31 protein-coding genes and 1 pseudogene are annotated in these 22590 nt (G+C 23.9%); 4 read left to right on the forward strand and 28 right to left on the reverse strand.

Going from position 1 to position 22590, the window contains the following annotated elements:
- Position 1: 1 nt before the first annotated feature.
- From ABNT63_RS03315 to ABNT63_RS03330, 4 genes are all read right to left on the reverse strand, one after another.
- Entirely contained in the window at positions 2–139 is a 138-nt protein-coding gene (locus ABNT63_RS03315; protein WP_348736455.1) for a hypothetical protein, read from the reverse strand.
- Between the two features lie 185 nt (positions 140–324).
- Positions 325–483: a hypothetical protein gene (locus ABNT63_RS03320; protein WP_348736457.1), complete on the reverse strand. Its 159-nt coding sequence runs from the start codon at positions 481–483 to the stop codon at positions 325–327.
- 9 nt (positions 484–492) lie between these two features.
- The gene (locus ABNT63_RS03325) at positions 493–777 is read right to left on the reverse strand and encodes a hypothetical protein (protein WP_348736459.1); all 285 of its coding nucleotides are present in this window, start codon (positions 775–777) and stop codon (positions 493–495) included.
- Positions 778–1304: 527 nt separating this feature from the next.
- Positions 1305–1541, reverse strand: a complete 237-nt coding sequence (locus ABNT63_RS03330; protein ID WP_348736461.1) for a hypothetical protein — start codon at positions 1539–1541, stop codon at positions 1305–1307.
- A 478-nt stretch (positions 1542–2019) separates the two neighbouring features.
- Here ABNT63_RS03330 and ABNT63_RS03335 point away from each other — a divergent pair, with 478 nt between their 5' ends.
- Together ABNT63_RS03335 and ABNT63_RS03340 are read left to right on the forward strand one after the other, a co-directional pair.
- A complete protein-coding gene (locus tag ABNT63_RS03335) occupies positions 2020–3879 on the forward strand; it encodes a hypothetical protein (protein ID WP_348736463.1) in 1860 nt (619 codons plus the stop codon).
- A 4-nt stretch (positions 3880–3883) separates the two neighbouring features.
- Positions 3884–4393 carry a lipoprotein gene (locus ABNT63_RS03340; RefSeq protein WP_348736465.1) on the forward strand — a complete coding sequence of 170 codons (510 nt, stop codon included), beginning with the start codon at positions 3884–3886 and terminating at the stop codon, positions 4391–4393.
- A 26-nt stretch (positions 4394–4419) separates the two neighbouring features.
- Here the strand turns inward: ABNT63_RS03340 and ABNT63_RS03345 are convergent, their stop codons facing one another.
- From ABNT63_RS03345 to ABNT63_RS03385, 9 genes are all read right to left on the reverse strand, one after another.
- The gene (locus ABNT63_RS03345; protein ID WP_348736467.1) at positions 4420–5343 is read right to left on the reverse strand and encodes a hypothetical protein; all 924 of its coding nucleotides are present in this window, start codon (positions 5341–5343) and stop codon (positions 4420–4422) included.
- Between the two features lie 114 nt (positions 5344–5457).
- On the reverse strand, positions 5458–6555 hold the full coding sequence (locus ABNT63_RS03350) for a hypothetical protein (RefSeq protein WP_348736468.1): 1098 nt from the start codon (positions 6553–6555) through the stop codon (positions 5458–5460).
- Positions 6556–6719: 164 nt separating this feature from the next.
- Positions 6720–7655 (reverse strand): hypothetical protein, encoded by a 936-nt coding sequence (locus tag ABNT63_RS03355; RefSeq protein WP_348736470.1) that lies wholly within the window; start codon positions 7653–7655, stop codon positions 6720–6722.
- A 3-nt stretch (positions 7656–7658) separates the two neighbouring features.
- Positions 7659–7997, reverse strand: coding sequence for a hypothetical protein (locus ABNT63_RS03360; RefSeq protein ID WP_348735162.1), 339 nt, complete (start codon positions 7995–7997; stop codon positions 7659–7661).
- Between the two features lie 215 nt (positions 7998–8212).
- Entirely contained in the window at positions 8213–9049 is an 837-nt protein-coding gene (locus ABNT63_RS03365; RefSeq protein ID WP_348736472.1) for a hypothetical protein, read from the reverse strand.
- Positions 9042–9320, reverse strand: coding sequence for a hypothetical protein (locus ABNT63_RS03370; RefSeq protein ID WP_338991181.1), 279 nt, complete (start codon positions 9318–9320; stop codon positions 9042–9044). Before ABNT63_RS03370 ends, ABNT63_RS03365 begins: the two co-directional genes overlap by 8 nt.
- Positions 9320–10309, reverse strand: coding sequence for a PBSX family phage terminase large subunit (locus ABNT63_RS03375; protein WP_348737139.1), 990 nt, complete (start codon positions 10307–10309; stop codon positions 9320–9322). Before ABNT63_RS03375 ends, ABNT63_RS03370 begins: the two co-directional genes overlap by 1 nt.
- A gap of 27 nt (positions 10310–10336) precedes the next feature.
- Positions 10337–10789: a hypothetical protein gene (locus ABNT63_RS03380; RefSeq protein ID WP_348736474.1), complete on the reverse strand. Its 453-nt coding sequence runs from the start codon at positions 10787–10789 to the stop codon at positions 10337–10339.
- On the reverse strand, positions 10773–11171 hold the full coding sequence (locus tag ABNT63_RS03385; RefSeq protein ID WP_348736476.1) for a hypothetical protein: 399 nt from the start codon (positions 11169–11171) through the stop codon (positions 10773–10775). The genes ABNT63_RS03380 and ABNT63_RS03385 overlap by 17 nt, the downstream gene beginning before the upstream one ends.
- A gap of 295 nt (positions 11172–11466) precedes the next feature.
- On the opposite strand from ABNT63_RS03385, the gene ABNT63_RS03390 reads away from it, so the two are divergent.
- Positions 11467–12165: a UPF0236 family transposase-like protein gene (locus ABNT63_RS03390; protein WP_348736478.1), complete on the forward strand. Its 699-nt coding sequence runs from the start codon at positions 11467–11469 to the stop codon at positions 12163–12165.
- Between the two features lie 76 nt (positions 12166–12241).
- Complete coding sequence (locus ABNT63_RS03395; protein ID WP_348736480.1) at positions 12242–12808, forward strand: UPF0236 family transposase-like protein; 567 nt, start codon at positions 12242–12244, stop codon at positions 12806–12808.
- Between the two features lie 317 nt (positions 12809–13125).
- Here the strand turns inward: ABNT63_RS03395 and ABNT63_RS03400 are convergent, their stop codons facing one another.
- The 15 genes and pseudogenes from ABNT63_RS03400 to def all read right to left on the reverse strand — a co-directional run bounded on the left by ABNT63_RS03400 (position 13126) and on the right by def (position 22538).
- Positions 13126–14118, reverse strand: a complete 993-nt coding sequence (locus tag ABNT63_RS03400; RefSeq protein WP_348736482.1) for a spiroplasma phage ORF1-like family protein — start codon at positions 14116–14118, stop codon at positions 13126–13128.
- A 224-nt stretch (positions 14119–14342) separates the two neighbouring features.
- Positions 14343–14483: a hypothetical protein gene (locus ABNT63_RS03405; RefSeq protein WP_348736484.1), complete on the reverse strand. Its 141-nt coding sequence runs from the start codon at positions 14481–14483 to the stop codon at positions 14343–14345.
- A gap of 11 nt (positions 14484–14494) precedes the next feature.
- Positions 14495–14731 (reverse strand): hypothetical protein, encoded by a 237-nt coding sequence (locus ABNT63_RS03410; RefSeq protein ID WP_348736486.1) that lies wholly within the window; start codon positions 14729–14731, stop codon positions 14495–14497.
- 18 nt (positions 14732–14749) lie between these two features.
- Positions 14750–15184 carry a hypothetical protein gene (locus ABNT63_RS03415; RefSeq protein ID WP_348736488.1) on the reverse strand — a complete coding sequence of 145 codons (435 nt, stop codon included), beginning with the start codon at positions 15182–15184 and terminating at the stop codon, positions 14750–14752.
- 3 nt (positions 15185–15187) lie between these two features.
- Positions 15188–15520, reverse strand: a complete 333-nt coding sequence (locus ABNT63_RS11350; protein WP_431607834.1) for a hypothetical protein — start codon at positions 15518–15520, stop codon at positions 15188–15190.
- A gap of 166 nt (positions 15521–15686) precedes the next feature.
- Positions 15687–16190, reverse strand: a complete 504-nt coding sequence (locus ABNT63_RS11355) for a hypothetical protein (protein WP_431607835.1) — start codon at positions 16188–16190, stop codon at positions 15687–15689.
- On the reverse strand, positions 16190–16393 hold the full coding sequence (locus ABNT63_RS03425) for a DUF2649 family protein (protein ID WP_348736490.1): 204 nt from the start codon (positions 16391–16393) through the stop codon (positions 16190–16192). Before ABNT63_RS03425 ends, ABNT63_RS11355 begins: the two co-directional genes overlap by 1 nt.
- A gap of 201 nt (positions 16394–16594) precedes the next feature.
- Positions 16595–16981 (reverse strand): annotated as a pseudogene (locus ABNT63_RS03430) (DUF3627 domain-containing protein).
- A 416-nt stretch (positions 16982–17397) separates the two neighbouring features.
- Positions 17398–17544 (reverse strand): hypothetical protein, encoded by a 147-nt coding sequence (locus ABNT63_RS03435; RefSeq protein WP_348736492.1) that lies wholly within the window; start codon positions 17542–17544, stop codon positions 17398–17400.
- A 4-nt stretch (positions 17545–17548) separates the two neighbouring features.
- Positions 17549–17731: a hypothetical protein gene (locus ABNT63_RS03440; RefSeq protein WP_348736494.1), complete on the reverse strand. Its 183-nt coding sequence runs from the start codon at positions 17729–17731 to the stop codon at positions 17549–17551.
- Positions 17732–17874: 143 nt separating this feature from the next.
- Complete coding sequence (locus ABNT63_RS03445) at positions 17875–18006, reverse strand: hypothetical protein (RefSeq protein ID WP_348737210.1); 132 nt, start codon at positions 18004–18006, stop codon at positions 17875–17877.
- A 609-nt stretch (positions 18007–18615) separates the two neighbouring features.
- Positions 18616–19416 carry a hypothetical protein gene (locus ABNT63_RS03450; protein ID WP_348736495.1) on the reverse strand — a complete coding sequence of 267 codons (801 nt, stop codon included), beginning with the start codon at positions 19414–19416 and terminating at the stop codon, positions 18616–18618.
- A gap of 82 nt (positions 19417–19498) precedes the next feature.
- Positions 19499–20017, reverse strand: a complete 519-nt coding sequence (locus tag ABNT63_RS03455) for a hypothetical protein (protein WP_348736497.1) — start codon at positions 20015–20017, stop codon at positions 19499–19501.
- 141 nt (positions 20018–20158) lie between these two features.
- Positions 20159–21919, reverse strand: coding sequence for a ribonuclease J1 (rnjA, locus tag ABNT63_RS03460; RefSeq protein WP_348736499.1), 1761 nt, complete (start codon positions 21917–21919; stop codon positions 20159–20161).
- A gap of 175 nt (positions 21920–22094) precedes the next feature.
- Positions 22095–22538 carry a peptide deformylase gene (gene def / locus ABNT63_RS03465; RefSeq protein WP_348736501.1) on the reverse strand — a complete coding sequence of 148 codons (444 nt, stop codon included), beginning with the start codon at positions 22536–22538 and terminating at the stop codon, positions 22095–22097.
- Positions 22539–22590: the final 52 nt, after the last annotated feature.

Here is a 22590-nt window from a genome sequence, read left to right on the forward strand (position 1 = left end):
ATTAAATTTCCTCCAAATTCTTTTCTTCAATTAAACTATCAATATAGTAATAAGCACTTTCTTCTGAATGACATTCTTCTAATGCTTCATTAAATAAGTATTCTTCGGTATAAACTTTGTCATCTTCATCTTTATACATATTATTCACATCCTTGTTATTTAATATTTTCATTTTCTAAATCAATAATTGTTGTTAATCATTCATTTTCATTTTCAACACTAGCAGTAAGTTTTGCTTATTTTAATGTATAAAACGATTTAGTTAGAACTTCATTTTCATGTTTCATTACTAATAAGTATTTTTTATTCATAATTTAATTTCTCCTAATTCTTTTTACCTAATACTAAATGTTCATCAGTAATATTTTCAAATGAAACGGAATAATTTTTAAGCATTAATTCATTTAATTTATTTTCTTGATTACATTTTGAACAATAACCTCAATATCTTTGTTTAAGACAAGTTTTATTTAACTTTTTCATAAAAATCTCCTAAATTATTCCTTTGATTTTTTTGTCAATTTGTAATATTTTTCATCCATCGGAAGCTAAATCTAAAATATCGTTAATTTTGTAATGTTGCATATAAGAAGCAATAACATCTCATTTATCTTTAAATAAATTTAAGTACATTTTGGCTCATTCTAAACATTGCAAATCATAATGATTTTTATGATGTGAAATACGACAATTAATAGGTTGACAATTAACTCAATCAAAAGATGCTGTTATTTCATTTCAAGTTTTATTAATATACAAACTTTTATATTCTGTCATTTATTTTTCCTCCTATTTTTAACTCACTGGCACTCACTCCCAAGTGAAAGTGCCAAGCGAAAATTAGTTATATAAGTATTTATCTATTTACTTACTACGCCATCCGCCTTAGTGGGGTGAGCGGTGGTGGTATGTTAATTGTTTGAATATTTAATAATACACAGTTGTTTTTTCTTTTTGCCGCCAGAGAGTTTTCTCTCTCTTCATCCCACCATTTCAGGTCAAAGCGTTCAGTTTTTAAAATAAATTCACTTGCACTTTGAAGATCCTAGTGCTGGCTTTGTGGTTTGTAAAACCGTTGCCACTTCTAAGAAGTAAATCTATCGCAAATTTATTTATAAAGTGTCCATCTCAATATTTATTGTCGTTTGATGTTGACTTCGCACTTATCACGACTATCGCTTGTTAAAGCGTCTATTATTTCCGGACTGATTACCGTTGGGCTAGACCGCCTCTGGTGGGAATGAGTTTAAACTCATGTTCTTATGAAAGCACTTAGTTATTTAAAATAACAGTCCCACACTGCATTAAATTGTTTTATAAAATTTAAGTTTTAAAAAACCCGTTTCTCAATCAAAAATAATTTTTGAATTTTCTAAGCGTTTATAAAATCGTTTTTGTTTTTTATTTTTTGTCCGATTTAATAAATCTTTATGTTTTTCACAAGTTCATAAAACCTTATTTGATGAAAACTCTTCAGTAATAAATGATATTATTTTATAGCAGTTATCAATATCACAAATTTGTTGTTGCTTATTTTTCATTACTTACTCCTTTCTTTTATTAAGTTTTTTTATTAGCAAATTAATTAACTGAAACAGAGAAAGGACAACACCTTAAAATTGGAGAAAAAACAGGTACACTTTGTAAATATTTCTAAGATATTTAATAAATGTGTAAACAACTTAAAGAGGGTATCAAAAAATTGTAATAAAAGTTTCTATTTTAAGATTTTAAAATGCTGTCCTTTCTCTGAATCAATTAATAATTTTGGTTTTACAAATAAAAAAACCATTTTAGTAAATGGTTTAATTATTATTCTTATTCAATTTCTATGTATTTGTTAAAACCCTTCTTTTTTACATGCGACCTTTAGCTTTTAAAACGCGCAATAAGGGTTATTTAACAAGATAAAATTTTTAAAATAATTCATAATTTTACTTGTATATATATATATATATATATATAATGCAGGTATATATTGAGTAAGGTTTCAAGACTAAGAAAAGGAGAAAAACAAGTATGAAAAAATTATTTAGTTTATTAAGTGTTTTAACTATTAGTGGAAGTGCTATACCAACAACAATTGCCGCTAGTACTTATCAAAAAGAAAAATTAAGTATTGATAATATTAATTATTCACAAAAAATTAATTTAAAAAAAATAATTAGAAATAAACGAGAAAATGATAAAAAACTAAATGATTTATTAAAAAATTGATTTTTAGGTATTTTAGATAAAAATGATGAAGAAACAATTTTAAATAAAATTTGTAAATTAAATAAAAAAATAAAAAAAAGCAATATAAAGATTACTGATATTTCAGAAATTGGTGCAAGAGTTATATGAAATAATAATGAAAATTCTAATGATTTTGTGTGAGTTAGTTTTCAACTTGCTTCTTCTTTTGGTATTGAAATAGTTGGTCATTCTTGTTTTTATAATCCTTCTAATGAAGAAAGTTATGATTCTTCTTTTAATTGAGAATGTAAAAATGTTTTGCCAAATACAAGTAATAGTTCTATAGAAAATAATGGTAGATTAGTTGGAAATTCAAGATTTTATAATGTTTTAGAAAATAATTCAAGATTGCAACCCCATAGACCGGCACCAACACCGCCAAAATTAAACATAGTAACAAACAACAAAACAGAAGAAATAATATATGCAACAGTTTTGCCAAAAAGTCAAAGAAATAACCAAAATAATGTTACACCACCCAAGCCACCAAGAAATTTAAACAATCTTTTATTAAATACAAATTTAGGTGAATTACCAGATAATTTACCAGATACTATTTTAAATCGTTTTATTGAATTAAATATTAATATAAATAGAAATCACATTTCAATTTCAAATATAACAACTACATCAGCAATAATAATATCTAATCAAAATTCAAGATATATAGGAAATTTAGAAGTTTTCTTTACTTTAAATTATAAAGATAAAAAAAATTTAATTAAAATTAGTGATAATGAAAAAGATAATGATTCAAATTCAAATAACAATCAAAAAATAAAAGATATTATTACTAAATTTAATAATTTATCAAAACAATCTAAACAAAAAAAATTAAATGAAATCAATCAACATTATCAATCATTACCCAAAAATGAACAAAAAGCATTTAAAGATAAATTAAGAGATGTTGGTTTGGGGTTTACTTCTACTGGAATTTCTGGTGCTGGAATTTTAGGTATTTCAAAAATGACCGGAATATCACCAATAAAAGGCTTATCAATCACTCGTACTGTTGTTTCATCAGAAACGGGGGAAGCAGTAGAAATGACCCCACTTTTATCAGAAAGTACTGTAGCAGAAGGTTTAACAGCGGCTGAAACTTTATCAGTTGCAGAAGAATCCGCAGTTGTGGTCACTGAAGGGGCAGTTATTGGAACAGAAGCTGGTACTGCGGCAGCATTAGCTCCCGAAACTTTAGGTTTATCATTAATAATTGGGGGATTAGTAATTGCAGGAACCGCTATTCTTTGATGAATTAATTCTAATCATACAATAGTTAAACATGAATCACATAATCAATATAATGAAATTGAAAAATACTATAAATTTTTAGCTCATGATCAACTAAAATTAGATATTAATATCAATGAATGAAATAAAATTAAACAAATTTATCAAGAAAATGCAAATAATTATCAACAATTTAAAAATCAAATCAAATCAAAAATTAGTAATTTTCATAAAGAAGATCATAGCGGCTGAGGTGGATCAATTACTGATGATGATATTAATACTTTAATCAATATTATTTACAATCATTTTCAAGAAATAAATAATCATTTTTTATCTAATCATAATCATGGTTGAAAAATTATTACAAATACTGGGGGCAGTTATTTTATAATTGAGGAAGAATAAAAATATGAAAAAGATATTAAGTCTTTTAGGAATATTCACTTTAATAGGAACAAGTACAACAAGTTTAGTTGCTTGTAATACACCACAAGAATATACAAAAGAAGAATTAACAGAATTAAAAGAAGAAAACAAAATAAATACCGCTAACCAAGAAATCAGAGATAACTTAGGATGAATAGCACCACAAGAAAAACCATTTAATACAGTTGATAAAAAATGATATTATGTAGTATGGCGTGGTGATAAAAAAGATAAATGAAAAATTATTAGTTTTAAAAACGATATAGATTTAAATTTTATATCATTAAAAAGGAAACTTGACCATTGAAAACAATATGATTTATTTGTTTCTTCAAAAGGTTTAGTTATACATAGATATGATATTAATTCAAATGGTAATTGATGAAAAATAAATAATGATTATTTTAAATCAGTATATCGTTGAAATTTAACTACACAAAAACCTGATTTAATTATTGATAATGATGGTAATGTAAAAGTTAATGGAGAATAAAAAAGAGATTAAATCTCTTTTTCTTTTTATCTTGGTTTAAATGTAATTTTAACTGGGTTATCACTTTTATTGCGAATACCCAATATATTTGGATTATTAATATCTATTGTTATATTTTTATCATTACCAAAATATCCATAATAAATTCCAGTTGATGTATCCAAATAAAATGATGAAAAATCTGGGCGAACTACTTTTGAAAATCTGATTTTTAATTTCATATCATTAGTATAATATGCTTGTAGCTCTATTTCTTTAATTTTATCATTATCACTATTGGATAATTTTGTTATTTGAAGTAATAAACTTAAATCAGTTTTTCCAAATTTATAGCGACTTTGATAAACAAATCCAGTTGTTAATCCATTAGTATACACTATAGGTTTAAATGTTTTAATTTCATTAGTTATATTATCAGTATATAAAGTTCTTGTATTTTCAAAATTAACTTTATCAACTTGTGTTCTACCGTTTAATTTTAAAGTTGCATTAGATAATAAACCAAAATTAATATTACAATTATTACCGTATGATAAATTAACATTTCTATTAGGAATAAAATTTTCTATTTCAGGTGGTCCACATTCAACTTGTAAATTACCTAGATTACTTATTTCAATAGTTTTATAAGTATCTTGGAATTTACTTATACTTTTAATTGTTGGGTCAATTTGTTTTAAATCAATTTCTACTTCATAATAAGCATTATAATAATTATTACTAAATAAATTAATAAAATCTTTTTTTCAAAGAAAAGAAATAGTTGTGCTACATTGTGCCAGTGCAATAATTTTAGTTTTTAATGGTTGAACTATATTAGCATCTAAAATATCTTTTGTATAAGGTTTATAGTTATATGGAACTGGTGGTAATACATATTCAGGATAATTAAAAGTAGGTATTTCATAATCATGTGGTAATAAGAAACTAGTTTTATAATTAGTTGTCATATCGCGTAAATAATTATTTAATACGCTTTTTGTTTTACCACGAAAACTTCATACTGATAAGCGTAAATAATCTTCTTCATTATTTGTATATGGATTATCAGCATAAAAGATAATTTAAAAATTACCTTTATATAATGCTTTGATTGAAAACATATCAATTATATAACTACAATTTGTACCATCAGGTGTTTGTAAGAATTCGCAATCATTATCTTTTTCACTATCACTAACTGGTGTTTGAGCATCTACTGCTCTTACTAATTCATTAATTAAATAAATACGATTAGTTTTAGGGTTTAATTGTTTTAAATTATAAGTTGAATAAGTTATTCGTTCTGTTAATTTACCATCTTTTTCAAAAACATTGCCTTGTATTTTATCAGTTAATAAAGTAGTAAAACTAAAACTAGTAGTATTAGCACCAATCATAGCACCAACTTTATCATTTCCCTGTTCTCTAAATATTTCAAATGGTAAATAACCTTTACCAGCAGCCTTATCACCTCAAAAGGCATCATTATAAAAACTATAAACATTAGCACTCATAAAACCATTAAGTCATGGGAAATTAGGTCATTTATCATCTTGTGTAATTGTTAAATTACCAATTCAGTCCCAAGGAATACCAAACGAAACAAAGTTTAAAAACTTTCCAATAGCAGGTATCGTAAAAGGATTAAATACTAATTTTTGCGTATAGTTTAAAGGTAATACTGTAATTTTGCGATTAATAAAATTATTCATATTTAAAATATCTCAAACATTACATTTACCCATTTTATTATATTCAATTTGAACTTGACCAACAGTATTACCAAATTCATCTTTTCTTCTAAAATAAGATGATGCTTGGGTACTAATAATGTTATTAATAGTTCCACTATTTACTTTTACTTTATCAGGTGGAGTAATAATTCAATTTTTAGACCAATAAGGCTTAGAATTTAAATTTTCTTCCTTAATAGTTGTTCCAACAGTAGGATTGGTTGCTGTTGAACTTGCTTTATCTGTTATTATCATACCCTCATTATTTTTTTCAATTCAAAAATCAGACATTGATTGAATATGTTCTTTTCAATCTTTATATCCAGTAATAATAGTTGGTTGAATACCCTGAATGTTATATCAACTTACTTCGGGTGAAGCATAAGTATTTATTTTATCAGGTGGTGCAGGAAACATGTTATACATTAATAAATCACGAGAATTCATTACTTTTTTATTAAATTCACCTTTAATAATTGGTCGCCCAATAACAGGTATATTAAAAAAGATAGGATTACCATAAAATTTAACTGCAATTGCTCTAACACCTGGGTCTTTTAATAAAATCTCATCTAATTCAACAATACCTTTATTTAGTTTTTCATCATAAGTTATTTTAGGAAAACAATAACCTTCACCTGGGGCACTTGTTTGTATAAATTGTCGTACTGTGATAAACCACTATTACTAATTTTGTCATTAATATTTGAAAAAGTAATTTTTTGTCATAAGAAATCACCATCTTCTACGGAATAATAATTAATAACATTTGATGGATACAATCATTGTCTATATTGGTGTGCAGAATTAATATCACCACCACCAATATTTAAACCACGGTCATTAAATACAGTATAAAAATTATAATAATCATTAATATTTAATTTAGTAATATCTTCATCTAAAATTAATAAAGTATATTGTCGTTCTGTTGATTGTTGAGTAAATATTTGTTCAAATTTAGCATCACCAAATTTAATAGAACTTACATCATCAACCATATAAGCATCTCAATATTTACCAACTTTAACCTCTTTTGTATAAAAGTTATCAGCTTTATTATCATTATTAATAAAATAGCTTAATTTATATTGATTTAAGTATTCTAACATTCTATTAATATCATAAATATTTTCACCATCAATTAATTTTCAATAAATATTATTATTTTCATCTTTTAATTTTATCGCAAAAGGTGTTTCATTATTGGCTCATATTGTTGAGTTAATTGGTTGATTTTTAAAATCATCAATTGTTAATATATTAATTTCTTCACCTTTATATTTTTGGACTATTTTTAAACTACCTTGTCATTGAGCAATCGTACTTTCCATATTATCAAATATTCTTGAATAACTACCACAATCACTTGGTTTAGCATTATTAGGTTTTCAACCTGTTTCAGTATTAGGAATATATGAACTATAAACATTAAAAGGAAATACCATTCAATGTCTATGTTCTTTTATACTTTCTCTTATATCTATTGCAGTAGCACCTGCTCCTGTTCTTAATCATTGCATAGCTGCTGGACTAATTTTTTGCATTTGTTAATTCTCCTTAATTTCTGTTCTACCTTGTACGGCATTTTGATTATTACCAGTTTCATCATATTCCATTAATTTATTATTATGTTCTATCTCTTGGGCATGCCTTTTATCTCAGTATTTTTCAATTTTTTCATAATATTTGATTGCTTCTAATTCATCAACATCATTATATTCAGTTATTGCTCTTACTGGCTCCATTGTACGATTTTCTAATCTAGTAGTAATTAATTCATTTTGTCGCATTTGATCTACTAAACTAGCACTAACAAAATCAAAACCATAAGGGCGTTCACCATTTCCATCTCATAAACCATAATATTTTAAAACAGTATCAAACATTTTAGTATAATATTGTTTACGATATGCTTGTAAATATGCTTGTTTTTCTAAGTCTTTTGTTTTTTTATTAATGATTGGGTTTTATTTTCTTCACTATCTGAGGCATCATCAAAAGGACTAGAAAAATTACATGCTATATATACTTGTTCAATAATTGCTTTTTAGTCTTGTGTATATGTTTCTAAGGTTGGTGCTCCTTGTACTACTTGTAAAGATTAGGATAATTGACCATCTACGTCTGATTGACCTGATTGAATAAAAATATCATCAAAAGCATCTTGTAATACTTTTTTATTGCCTTTGTTATAAGCAGTCACTAAATAATCATCTAATACCCCATATCAATGCGTACGATTTGCTCATCTTTCTTTTGATTTAATATTAAAACTATCTTCTAAATCAAATTGTAATTTATAACAATTTGCCATTGTAGGTCATGGATTTAAAGTTGTTGATGTTGATAAAAATAAAGGATTAGGTTCATTTATCATTTCTCAAAAGGGCACTATACCTAATTTATTTTTAAATTCTTGAACTAAAACAGGTCTAACATCATCTTTAATTTGTGTTTTACTTTGACCAACAACTACTTCATTATTTTTAGGTCAACCTTTAATAACTATTTTATCTTTGGTACAAATTAAATTTAAAATAAAACCACTATCTGATTGATGATAATTTAATCAAATATCAGCACATTGTTCAATTTCGTTTATTTTACTTACGCGTGATGTAAAGTTAAAAGGGTTAATTCATAAATCAATATTTCCATCACTAGTTTCTAATAAACCAAAGATAGTTTCACCCATTAAACTTGCTGTTAATTCATTTTTATCTAATTTTTCTTTTATTTTATAAGTTTCATATCATCAATTTAATTTTTCTAAAATATCTTTACGATGCGACTTAAATAAAATATCTTTACCATTTATTAATCGCATTTGATGACGAGCGATAATATTTGCTAAATTAATAGTTCAATCATAATTATAAAATTTTAAAACACTATTAATATCATTTAAGTTTGGTAAACTAGGGAAAGTATTATTCATTGTTATTTTGCTCCTTTAATTTTAAAATAAGTGCATAATTAATTATATTTACAGTTAATAAATTTGGTTCATTTGATAAAACTTGAACACATACTTTAACTTTTTGATATCTTTTAATATATTCGTTATATAAATTTAATTTACATATTGCGATATTATCTTTTTTTAATTCTTGACAAAGTCTTTTTTTAACTTGTCCACAAACAGACATATAGGGTCTTTTTGCATTTATTACACGCTCATCATGTATTACATAAATATCTTTTTTCATTAATTTATTCACTCCCTTTCTTGTCATAATTTATAATCTGCTGAACTATTATGCTTAACCATTGGTATTAATTCAAAATGTAAAGCATAAAAATCACTATCAAATGTATCATCATATAAGTCTAATACTTTTTCTTCTCTTGCTTCAGGCTTATCTTCTCATTGTATTAATTCATATTGGGTTTTACTTACAGGACATTTTTCTCATAATCATTTTAATTGATTAGTATTTATTAACATTGTGAATGCCTCTACACGATGTCTTACTTTAAATTTTTGTTTTTGTGCTGGTTTAAAATTCATGTATTGACCAAAAGAATAATTATATTTTTCTCGGTTTAAACTTTCTAATGTTGCATAAGCACTATCATCAACATTAATTGATATACCTTGTTGAATTAAATTAAAATATTGATTTAATTGATTGTTATAAAACTCTAAAATATCTTTAACTTGTTCTAATTCAGTTTTAAATTGTTGTGTAGCATTTGAATGTGTATATTCTGCTACTTTATATGCTTTTTTATCAAATGAGTTATATATTCAAAAACTAGCCGCTGTTGTATGTCCTTTAGGACTAGTAGCATTAGCAATATCAACACCACCTAATAATTTAGTTGGTTGAATAATATCTGTTGCTTGCATAATATCAATATATCTTGCAAAGATTGATCCACCAGTATTACCAGGCAATCCTCAACTCCAAACTCTTGCTCTTTCAATATCTAATTGTTCTAATCTTAATTGTTCATTAACTTTATCTTGTGGTAATTCATAATTAAGTCTTCAACTAGAATAATGAATAATAATCTTCATATTTCATTTTTCAATATATTTAATTTGTTCATATTTACTACGCATTATTTCTTCATTAAAAGGTAATAATTGATTACAATAAGCAACAATATATCTTTTTAAACTTTCAGGATTACATGTATTAATTGTTATTTTATTTTGATAACCACGAATAGCAAACTCTAAATCACTTAAATCTTTTTGTTGAAATTGGTTACATTCTTATCGTCAATCAATAACTAATTTATATTTATTTAAATCAGCAAATGCTTTTAATTTTTCTTTTCGACTTGGTGAATATAAACCTTTACAATATATTTTGCTACCATTTGATAAAGTAAAAGTAAAATTTGATAAATTAATACTATAAGGAATATGATTTTCATCCAACATATTTCATATATTTTGAAAGACACTATCTTTTAAATCTTTACTCCAATACATGCTAGCAATTATACAAATCGACTCTTTAATTAATAAACTAATTTTTAATAATTCACCAAACATTTTAATATTTGATATAGTTTTACCACTATATCGTGTCCCAATTTGATTAATTTCATTAACTAATTCATATTTTTTAACAAATGGATATTTATTACCAATACTACTATTTTGTAATAACCAATAAGGAATTTCTAACAAATAAGTAAAATGATTAAGAATTATTATCACTTTCTTTTTTAATATCTCTAATATCCGCTTGTAAATTAACAATTATTGGTTGTTGATTATTTAAGTTTAATTCTTTTTCAAGTTCTTTTTCTTGTAGTGAATATTTATAATTAAATGCTCGTTGTCAATATAATTTAGCACCATCTGGTGATTTCATTATAAAGTTAATTATTTCACTTTCAATTTTATCAACTTGTTTTTCAAGCAAAGGAACTATCTTTTCGCTCGCATAAGTATCATATCTTCACTTGCGAGAAAAGTTGAATTCATTGGTTAAATCATTCAAAGTATAGGGTTTATTAGGTGATTTATTTTCTCAAAATTTCTCTATTTTACGATAAAAAGTTGCCAAACTTGCTGTTTTTGGATTAAATTCTTTCATTTTTTACTCCTTTTTGCATATTAAAATTGCTATTATTTAAACAATATGATTAAATAAAAGAGTAATTAATCCTGAAAATATAACAAAAAAACCAACTTGGTTCTTTTTTTATTACCTATATTTTACATCAAAATAAAAAAAAGTAAATTATTTTACTTTTTTCAGTTAAATTAATTTGCTAATAATTAACACTTTAGTTATAACACAATAAATAAAAAAATAATATTTTTTTTTTTTTTTGCATTTTCATTATTTTTGTGCTAAAGTCCTAAACTATAGAAAAGATGGTATAAAAATGATAAATGTTGATAACAATTTTTTAAATAATTTTATTAATTTATTAAATATACAAAGTATTGAAATTATTCAACAAAGTTTAGAAGATTGTGATGAATGAATTTTTAAAAATTATAAAATTGATGAAACTTTAAAAGAATTTAAAAATTATAAAGTAAAAGAAATAAAACCAAGAAAATTAACTATTTTAAATGGGAAAATAACTTTTAAAAGAAGAAAATATTATAAAATTAATCAAGAAACAGGTAAAGAAGAATATATTTTTCCTTTGGATAAACTTTTAGGAATTAAAAAATGACAAAGAATAGATAATTCTGTTAAAGAAAAAATATTATCATTTGTTGGCAATAAAAAAACATATCAAGATATTTTAGATACTATGGAACATGTAAAAATTTGTATAAAAACAATATCAAATATTATGAAAAATGCAAAAATTGATAAAGAATATTATATTAATAAAACTGATAAAAAAATAAAGGTACCTCATACTTTATATATTCAAATTGATGGAACTTATTTAAAAATGTGAAATGAAAATAAAAAGGGGAAAGAAAAAATAAAAAAACATAGTATATTTTCAACTGTTCATACTGGTTTTGATAAAACAAAATCAACTAAAAAAAGACCTGTAATTGCAAATAAATTAGGAGTTATAGAACTAGATAATATTCCAGAATATATTAAAAAAAAATAGTAAATTAATTAATTTTGTTAGTAAATTACTTACATTAATTACAAGTTATTATGATATTAATGACAATATTGAATTTATGGTATTAGGAGATGGTGCACCTTGAATTAAAAATATGGCAAAATTTATTCAAGAATATTTTCCTAAAAATAAAGTACATTACACGATAGATAAATTTCACCTTACAAGTAGATTTAAAAAATTATATCCTTATCAAAGTAAAAACAAAGAAAACAGAGAAACATACCATAAAGCAGTCGATTATTTTTTTAATGGTAAATATGAAGAATTATTAGAACTCTTAGAAAACAGTGCTTCTTTTATAAAAGAATCAAAAATGAAATTCTTAAAAGAGACAATTAAATTAATTAAAAATAATGAAGAAGGTGTCAGAAATCAAACATTATGAAATAATATTGGTTGTCATATTGAAGGTGATATATCACATTACTGTAAAGGTGTTTTGGTTAAAAAAGCAACTTATCATGAAAAAACTCTTAAAAATAAATTAAATACTAGTATGATGAATTTTAAAAATAAAATTAATTTATTTAATACTAATGAACCATTAGAAGAAAATAGAATTAATTATTCAGTTAATAATTTTGTAAATAATAATTTACAACCAAACTTATATTTTTATTAATTTTATCTAATAAATTAAATAACTTTAATAAACATGTATTTTTGTCGTGGAAAAATTTAAAAAATGTTAAAATATTGTTGACAATAAAATTAAAAGTAATATAATTTAGATAAGTAAGTGGTATTTTTATTCCACAATTTCTAAGATATTAATTAAAACCCTTAAATAATACATACAGTCAATAATTTATAAAACTTCAAACTTTTTTAAACAATCATAATCATAATAAGTAAGTATCCTTTCTAAAATATATTTAAAAATGCTTGTATATATAATGTCAATAGAATTTGATAAAAAAAGGAACAAATATGAAAAATTTACTTACTATTATCTTTATCAATTGTTAAAATCATCCGATAAATTGATTTTTTAGTTAAAATATTACCTTTAACAGATTTTTCCATATTATCAACAATTTCAAAATCAAAAATAATTCTTTGACTACCTAAATTTGGATCATCATAATCTAGATTACCACCTTGTTGAACTCGAATATTTTCTTGGATAATAACATCTAAATAATTATTTAAAAAATCTTTAACTTTATTTTGATTTTCAACACTTCAATTTATAATTTCACCAGTATTAGGATTAATTGTTGGTTTTTGTGGTTCACCAACTCTATCTCAATAATAAAGACCTTTTAATTTACTCATTTCAACATAAACTTTTATATCACTGGGAATAAACGGAATACCATCTATTTCTTTGGCGTTATTTGTATCATGTTTAAATTTTAATATTTTTCATTGTTTGCTATTAAAAGGTTGAAAAACAAAAAAATAAAATTTATTATCTATATTAAAAACAAATGAATTATAATCATTAACTAATTTTCAATTATCTTCAATTAAATTAACCGATTGTAAATTATTTATATTTGTTTTTAATTTATTTAACATTTGTGTTAAATTATATTTATTTGTAAAAGAATAAGCAAAATTTATTAATTCTCTTAAAAATTGTTTTCTATCAACATCATAAAATTTATTAATGTTATACTGTTTAACATAACTATCTCAATTTTTATATAAATCCATAAATTTATCACTTGGTTTATCAAATGAAATTCCAGTTGAATAACTATCCTTTAAAAAATCTAAATATCACTTATCATTATAAGTTAATGATTGTGTTGTTTTTAAAGTCGGATTAATAAAGTAATTTGTTTCTGACCAATTTTCAAAAAAAGTACTGCGTAAAAACATCGTATTAATAAAATCAGTTTCATTAATGCCCGTTTCTACACTTCGCTTTATTCTTATTTGTTTTGCTGTTTGTTGTGATTGATGTTTTTGTTGTAATTTCATTGCACCCAATGAAAAAAATCAATAAAATTGGTACAAACGAAAATAATACTAAAAACTTACGCATTATTATCTACCAACTTATTTTTACGATTTTCTTTTATTAATTTAATAATTTCATTAAATAAATAACCATAAAAATAATGAATTATTAATATATATCACAATATATCAAATCATAAACCATAAATTATACAACCATTTATACCAGCATATTTTTATTTTAATTATTCAATCGTCGAAACTGTATCTAATACACATACAAGCGTTAACAAAAAACTTATAATAAAATACAAAATCAAATCAACCCAAGAAATAAATAAACCATTTTGTTTCTTTTCTTTTTTATTTTCTACATTACTTTTCATAAATTTAACTCCTAACTATATAATGTTTTTGAAATAATAAAACCAATAATATATAAACTTGATATTGTTAACACTAACGGATGATTAAATAAAATCGCCATTTTACCAAAAATAGATAATAACCAAGTATCAGAATTATATAAATCCATAATAATATTTTTTGCTGATGTCAACTGATTAATAATAATCGTAATAAATCCGGTTCCAAATATAACGATTGCCGCTACCAATAAAACTAACTTAATCATATAAAATCAACTCCTTACTTATTTTTTTATTCTTTTAGTGCTATGAATTATTTTAAATCCTTGTTCTCTTGTTTTTGCTTGTTTTGCTAAACTTGATAACTGTTGTTTATTGCGACTAACTTTAAATTGTTTTCGTTCTTTAATATGTTTTTGTAAACCTTGTTTAGTACTAGAAACACTCCGAACAGTAACACCGTATAGTTTAGAATTATTGATAACACCACTTTTAACCGTTGAACCTAAATCATTATAATTAGTTGATGTTCCGTGAATAGCATAAATTGATAACTTAATAACCATAAAAAAGATTAAAAAATAAGCAATTGTTATATTTGTCATTGGTAATTTTGTATTTCAAATCACATCAAAAACAAATAAAAAAGTATCAAAAATAAAACTAAAAATCTTATTTCAATTATCGTTATTAACGCTTTCACTTAATAAATTACTCATTTTTTATCTTTTCTTTCCCTTTTTTGCTTTTAAATTTTCTTTCAAAATATCAATATCAAACAATTCTAAGCGTTGTTTATTGTTTAATTTTGATATATCTTTTCAAAAGTATTCTTTTTTATTAATAACTTCATCATTTTTTAAATCACGGACAAAACTTAATCAATGACTATCATATTTATTAGCAAATTCAAGCGGAATAATTATCTTAAAAAACCGAATTCCTAATCAAACATCTGACTTATGTTTTGCTCGTTTACCTTCTGCTGTTCGTTCTACTGATTTTGTTTTTCAAATTTCATAATCTGTAATATCTTGAAAAATACCAATTCGCATAACAAAACCACGATTAAAAAATATTACCTAATTTTGACTTAACGGGTTTTTTTAATGAAATCGGAATAATAATACCACTTGCTAAATGACAAATATTATTTCACATCATTCCCTCACGCTGTACGGTAAAAATTGCTCTATTTTTAAAATGTCTTACTAAAACAATTTACACACTTTTACCACCATGAACTTTTTTAACTTCGTGGGGACTAGTTCCATCAATATATAAAAAACTCTCATCAAACAAAATTAAACTATCATCAGGTGGTACTAATTTAGTTCTATCAGTAAAATCTAAGTTATTAAAAGTTAAAAGTTTTATTGCATCATCTTCAATTGGATAATTACTATAAATTTTCTTCGTTAAAAGTTTCATAACTTGTGATAGAAAAGTTAAAAGCAATGTTTTACCAGTTCCTAATTTACCAATAATTACTGATAAAGGATTATCCCAAATAAAATAAACTAAACAAAAGACATTTAACTGATAAAAAATATTTTTTCAAACTCACCAAACAAAATAAACACATTGTAAAACAAATAATAATCAAAATACTAAACCAGTATAATTTAATGAAATTATTCAAAGTAATAAATCAATTAAACTAAACAAAATCATTGAACCACTAATATAACAAAAGTTTATTAGAAAAAATGCAAACTTTTTCATTATTTAAAATATCCAACTATTTTAAAAATCATTCACAATAAAAACCAAGTTAAAAACAAAATTACAATCCAAACACCAACCATCAAAGTTAAATATTCATTTTGTGTTAAATTTCAAGTTGTAATATTTTTAATATTTGTTTTATCTATAAACAAAAAAACATGAATAAAAAACTCTTTTAATTTTTCTCAATCATTTTGCATATTTAAAAACTCCACATTTTTTGAATAAGTTTAAAAAACATTCCAAAAAATAAAACGATAAATAATACAAACGATAAAACATATAAAAATTCAGGGGCATTTGAACCAATAATATAACTAACAAATTGAACTCAATAATTATATAAACTCATTATCTAATTCTTCCAAATCGCGAATTAATTGCTCTACTTTTTCAACAGTTTAATTTGTTAAATTATTATTGTTATTTGTTTTTACTTTTTGAGGTTCAGCAGGGAATAATGCTTTTTTCATTTGTATAAAATAATTTTGTTTATATTGATTATATAAATTAATTATTTGTGTTCCAGTTAAATATTTCTAAACATGTCGTTTTAAATTTTCATCATATTTTACAATAGAATAAGAATTATCATAAATTAAACCGATTGCTACTTGATTTGAATGTTTTTCACTAGGATAAATAAATTTATTACTCAATCAAAAACAAATATGGCGATTATGATTAGGTAAATTTATAAAACTTACTTTATCTGTTTCAAAAGGAATAAGTTCCTTGCTAATAAAATAATTTTCTATATTTTGATTTTTCTTAACAAAACTACTCAATTTTTTCAACTCCTTTATAACAATTTAAACAATAAAATTCATCAAATCGTAATTTTTTCATATCATTAAAACAAGTTTCACATTTATATTCAAAATAATTAATCATTACTTATCATTTCCTAACTAAATGTTTGTTTAATAAACAATGTTATATTTAATGTTTATATATTGTTTATTTATTGATAAAAACATTGATTATTAACAATGTTATACATAATGCTAATATATTGTTTATTTAATGTTTAATTAACAATGTTATTAACAATATTAAATATATAAAATAGTAAAAATTGGCACACTGAAAAATACTATTAAGTTTTAAAGTAATAGTTATATAAAATAAATTAATAAAAAATAAATAAACTAGTGTGCCTTAATTTTGTTTAAAATAACTTAAAATATAATGTTATATTCTATTAAAATCCTTTAACCATATGACGGAAAAAGTTTAATATCTTAATAATAATAAATAATCCAAATGGAATTAAAATAATTCACGCATTACCTAAAAAGGTCATTAACTGCGGTAAAATACCATATACAGCATCTTTTACTTTACCCATTGCATTACCTAATCCAGTTTAAATAGAATCCATTCCAGTCCCAAAAGTAACTGCATCTGCTAAAAAATTCATTATTTTCTATCCTCCTTTTTTCAATTTCTTTTTTTTCTTTTTTCTTACCTTGAATTTGTCTAACTTTTTGATAAATTGATAAACCAATTCACGCAAAAATACCTAACAAAATCAAAATACTAAATATTTATGTTAATCATACTGGTATTATATAACTCCTTTCAATAAATTAAAAAATTGAAATTTGCAAACTCGCTCCGCTCGTTGTCGCTTTGCTCCACTTAAAAAACATTATTGAATAAATTATCCGCTAATAAATTACGCGGAATAATTTATTCTTTTACTTTTTAATTTCAATATCTTTTGCAATCTTATTGACAGTATAATAACAATATCTTTTCCATACTTTTTCACTAATGACCGCAAAATAAAATATTGCTTTGTTTGCATAATTTCAACTCCTTATTTAAAATATTAATAAAATTTATTTCTAAAACTGTAAATACCACAAAAGTACAAAATGTATGTGGTTTCTACAGTTTTATCTTTTACTTTATTCAATAAATCTTTATGTTTTTCACAAGTTCATAAAATTTTATTTGATAAAAATTCTTCGATAATGAATGATACTTTTTATAACAATCATTAACATCACATATTTTTTGTTGTTTAATTATCATTACCTCCTTTTAGGAGTTGTTTTATTTCAAATAAAAAACAACCCTAACAAGAGTTGTTTTTTGCCGCTTCATCGTACACGATGCCAAACTAAATATTTTTTTTATTTCACTTGTTTCCTTTCTGTTTTTTTATTCTTAACAGATTTTTTCATAGTTTATAAAATACTATCTTATTTATTGTGAAAATCATTTTAATTAAATTAATATACTTTTTGATTTATTTACCATTTATAATTATTTTTATATATAACAAAATAATTAATGTTAAGATTATGGAAAGAATTAAATATATAAATAATTTTAATAAAATATACTAATTATTAAAAAATTTAGTAAACAAATTGTTTCATACAAAAAGATGATATATAATATCATCTTTTTAATCCATTTCTGTTTGTTTGACTGTTGCTATTAAAAGATCTAAAAATGGTTTAATATCATTTTGAAAAGTAAAACTAATAAATAAAGCTGTTCCGCTGCCAGATATTGCAAAGGCATTTTTATTGGTTTGTAAAAAGTTATTAAGATTGATTTTACTTTGATGTTTTTTAGTAAAACTAATGAATCCATATTTTGAGGTTGAATTAATAAAAATTAGTAAGCTATTTTCATATTCTTGTAAAAATTTATTTAATTTATTTCGTATTAGTTCAAGTGTTATTTTTTCATCATTAATAATAATTTCTTTGATTGTTAAATTATTATTAATACTTGTTTCTTTGAATGGAAAAACAGTATTATCAATTGTTTGTAATAATAATTTATATTTTTCTTTTGCAATTTCATTTAATTGTTTTTCTAATTGTTCAATTTCCGTATTTAAACTATTTTTTGCAATGATTGTTGTTGTAATTTCAAAATTAGGTATTATGAAATTAAATTCAGCATCATAACTTTTAATTTTTTTAATACTTTGGTATAAATTATCTTTTTTTTGGTTAATTCAATTAGCAAAATAACTTTCTGTTGCTTCTTTATTTGTTGAAAATTGTATTCGAACTTTCTTTTTATCAACTCAACAATCTCAAATTTCAAAAAAATTAATTTCTTTTAAGTTATTAATATGGGTTCCAACACATAAATCAATTGTTGCAGTTGGAAATTCAACAACACGAACAATTGGATCATATTCAAAATTTGGATGAGCAATTTTTAATTCTCTTGCCTGGGCAATTGGCATTTGATATTCAATTTTAGCAATGTTATGATTAATTAATTTCTCAATAATTTGTTTACGAGCGCTTAAAATAATTTCTAATCAGTTATCAACTTTTATTCATTGCTAAGAAAGCATAATCAGTTTTAATCTGAACTGAATCTGTCATATCACCATCATTTAAAATATGCTCAATAATATAAGATAAAATATGTTGGGCTGTATGATTTTTTGTAATTTTAATTCGACGTTTAACATCTATTTTTTGGATTAATAAGTCATTAATTTCAATTGTTGTACCATTAGTATCAACAAGATGAAGATATACTTTTTTGTAAATTTGTTTATTTAAATCAAAAACAGAAATTTTATGGTCTTTCTTAATAATATTCCTGTGTCAGAAATTTGACCCCCGCCAAGGGCATAAAAAAACAGTGTGATCAAAAGCAATAAATCCAATTCCATTTAATGTGGTAACTGGATAACCATTTGCATCAAATAATGCTAAAACTGTTCCAGTGTCAGTTGTTTGGTTATAACCAAGAAAAGTGGTAAGGGGAAGATTAACACTATTATTTTGTTTTTTCAAGGTACTTCATAATAATTCAATTTGTTCATTAGTCATAATATATCGGTTCCTCTCTTAATATTAAATTATATGTTATATTTGTAAATTGTAAATAAAGGAAAAGAAAAATTTATTAGGTGAATTAAAAATGATTTTCATAATATATTAAAAAATAAAAGAATATTTTTACATATTCTTTTATTTTTTATTTAAAATTACTGGAATAATCAATGGATTACGACGTTTATAACGGTAAATGAAAGGAGATAATGATTGCTTAATAGCATTTTTAAGAGCGCCAAAAGTTGGTTTTTGGGTTTTTAAAACTTCATTAACTGCTTCGGTTACTAAACGAATTGATTCATTAATAATATTTCCAGATTCTTTAACATAGAAACTTCCTCTTGAAATAATGCGTGGTGGTGTTAGTAATTGATTATTTTGCGAATCAATTGAAATAACAACAGCAATTAACCCATCTTTTGATAAAATTTCACGGTCACGAACAACAGCGGTTGTTTGCCCTGATAAATCTTTTCCATCAACATAAACAGCTTCAGCTTCAATTCTTTTACCAATTGATGCTGTTTCATTTAATAGTTCAATTTGATCACCATTAGCACAAATAAAGATATTATCTTTTGGGACATTGACACTAATTGCTGTTTCACCATGTTGGCGAAGCATACGATAGTCACCATGCATTGGCATAAAGTATTTTGGCTTCAATAGGGTAAATAATAATTTTTGTTCTTCTTGTGAAGCATGACCAGACGTATGGATTTGATTTAAAGGACTATTTTCTTGCACAATAGCACCAGCACGAACTAGTTTATTAATAACTCGTTCAACATCAGCTTGATTGCCGGGAATTGGTGATGATGAAAAAATAACAGTATCACCAGGAATAATAGAAATATGTTGATGTTGATTATTTGCAATTCGGGATAATGCTGCCATTGGTTCACCTTGGCTTCCAGTACAAATAATTAATATTTCATTATCTTTATAGTTTTTAGCATCATTAGCTTTAATAAATGCTTTATCAGAAATTTTTAAATGTCCCATTTGACGAATAATTTTAATAATGCGATCTAAACTTCGACCAAACACTAAAATTTTTCGTCCATATTTATTTGCAATTTCAACAATATGTTGAATTCGATGAACATTTGAAGCAAAAGTTGAAATTAAAATTCGCCCCTTAGCTTTAACAAATAATTCACCAATATTTTTAATAATTTTTGTTTCAGTTTGAGTGTAACCCTCAACTTCAGCATTGGTACTATCAGCCATTAATAACATAACACCTTCTTGCCCCATATTTGCCATTCGTTCAATATCAGCACGATGTCCTAATGGTGTTCAGTCAAATTTATAATCACCAGTTGAAACAACTTTTCCATTTGGAGTAACTACTGAAATTCCAAAGGCATCAGGAATACTATGGTTAACAGCAAAAAAGTTAATTTTAAAGTTTTTTGTTTTAATAACACTCATATTATCAACTTCTTTAACAATTGTTGTTTGTTCCAATTTTGCTTCTTTTAGACGATCACGAATTAAAGCAGCTGCTAATCGTGGTGCATAAATAATTGGAATATTAACTTCCCGTAATAAATAGGGAATTCCACCAATATGATCTTCATGGCCGTGTGTAATAAATAATGCTTTTATTTTTCGTTGGTTTTCTTTTAAATAATTATAATTAGGAATAACAGCATCAACTCCAAGCATTGTTGAACTTGGAAATTTAACTCCTGCATCAAGCATAATTAACTCTTCATCATGCTCGATACAATATGTATTTTTTCCAACTTCTTCTAATCCACCTAAAGCAAACACTTTTGTTGGAATTTTATTTTTAACAACATTTTGGATTGGTTGTTTTGTTACTATACTAGTTGGTTTTGTAACTATTGCTTTGTTTTTACTTGTTTCTTTCTTTTCTTCATTCATTGAAATTATCACCTCATAATTCTAAAATTAACGCATAGTTTTTTCTTTATTAAATTGGATATTATTAAAAAGAAAAAAATTAATTTACTAGTATCCAAGAAATTATAACATAAAGATTAGTAAGATTACCAAAAAAAAAAAAAAACTTTTGTTTTAAAAAAATTTAAATATTTTTTTATAAAATAATTCAATCACTTTTTTTCATTCAAGGTTCGGTTTTATTAATTAAATCATAATAAAGGTTTCCTTCTAAATGCCCTTGTTCATGTTGAAAAACAATTGCTTCAAGGCCACGGGCAGTAATTGTTACTTGTTGTTGTTTTAAATAATCATAACCTTCAATAATAATTCGAAAACTACGAAGGACAAAACCTTCTTTATCACCATTAACACTTAAACAACCTTCGCCTTCTTCTATACAAGCTATTTGTTCACTTTTTCCAATAATTTTAGGATTAATCATTGCATGTTCAATTATTTTTTTATTTTCTGTTTCTTCATCTGTCTCTTCAATTCGAATATAATACATTTTAAGATTATGTCCAATTTGAGGAGCGGCTAAACCAACAGCTGGTTTAATCTTATTGGCATTATTTTTTTTGGGGTGTAGAAACCACATACATTTTGTACTTTTGTGGTATTTACAGTTTTAGAAATAAATTTTATTAATA

Source organism: Spiroplasma endosymbiont of Ammophila pubescens, assembly GCF_964020965.1.
Lineage (GTDB): Bacteria > Bacillota_I > Bacilli_A > Mycoplasmatales > Mycoplasmataceae > Spiroplasma.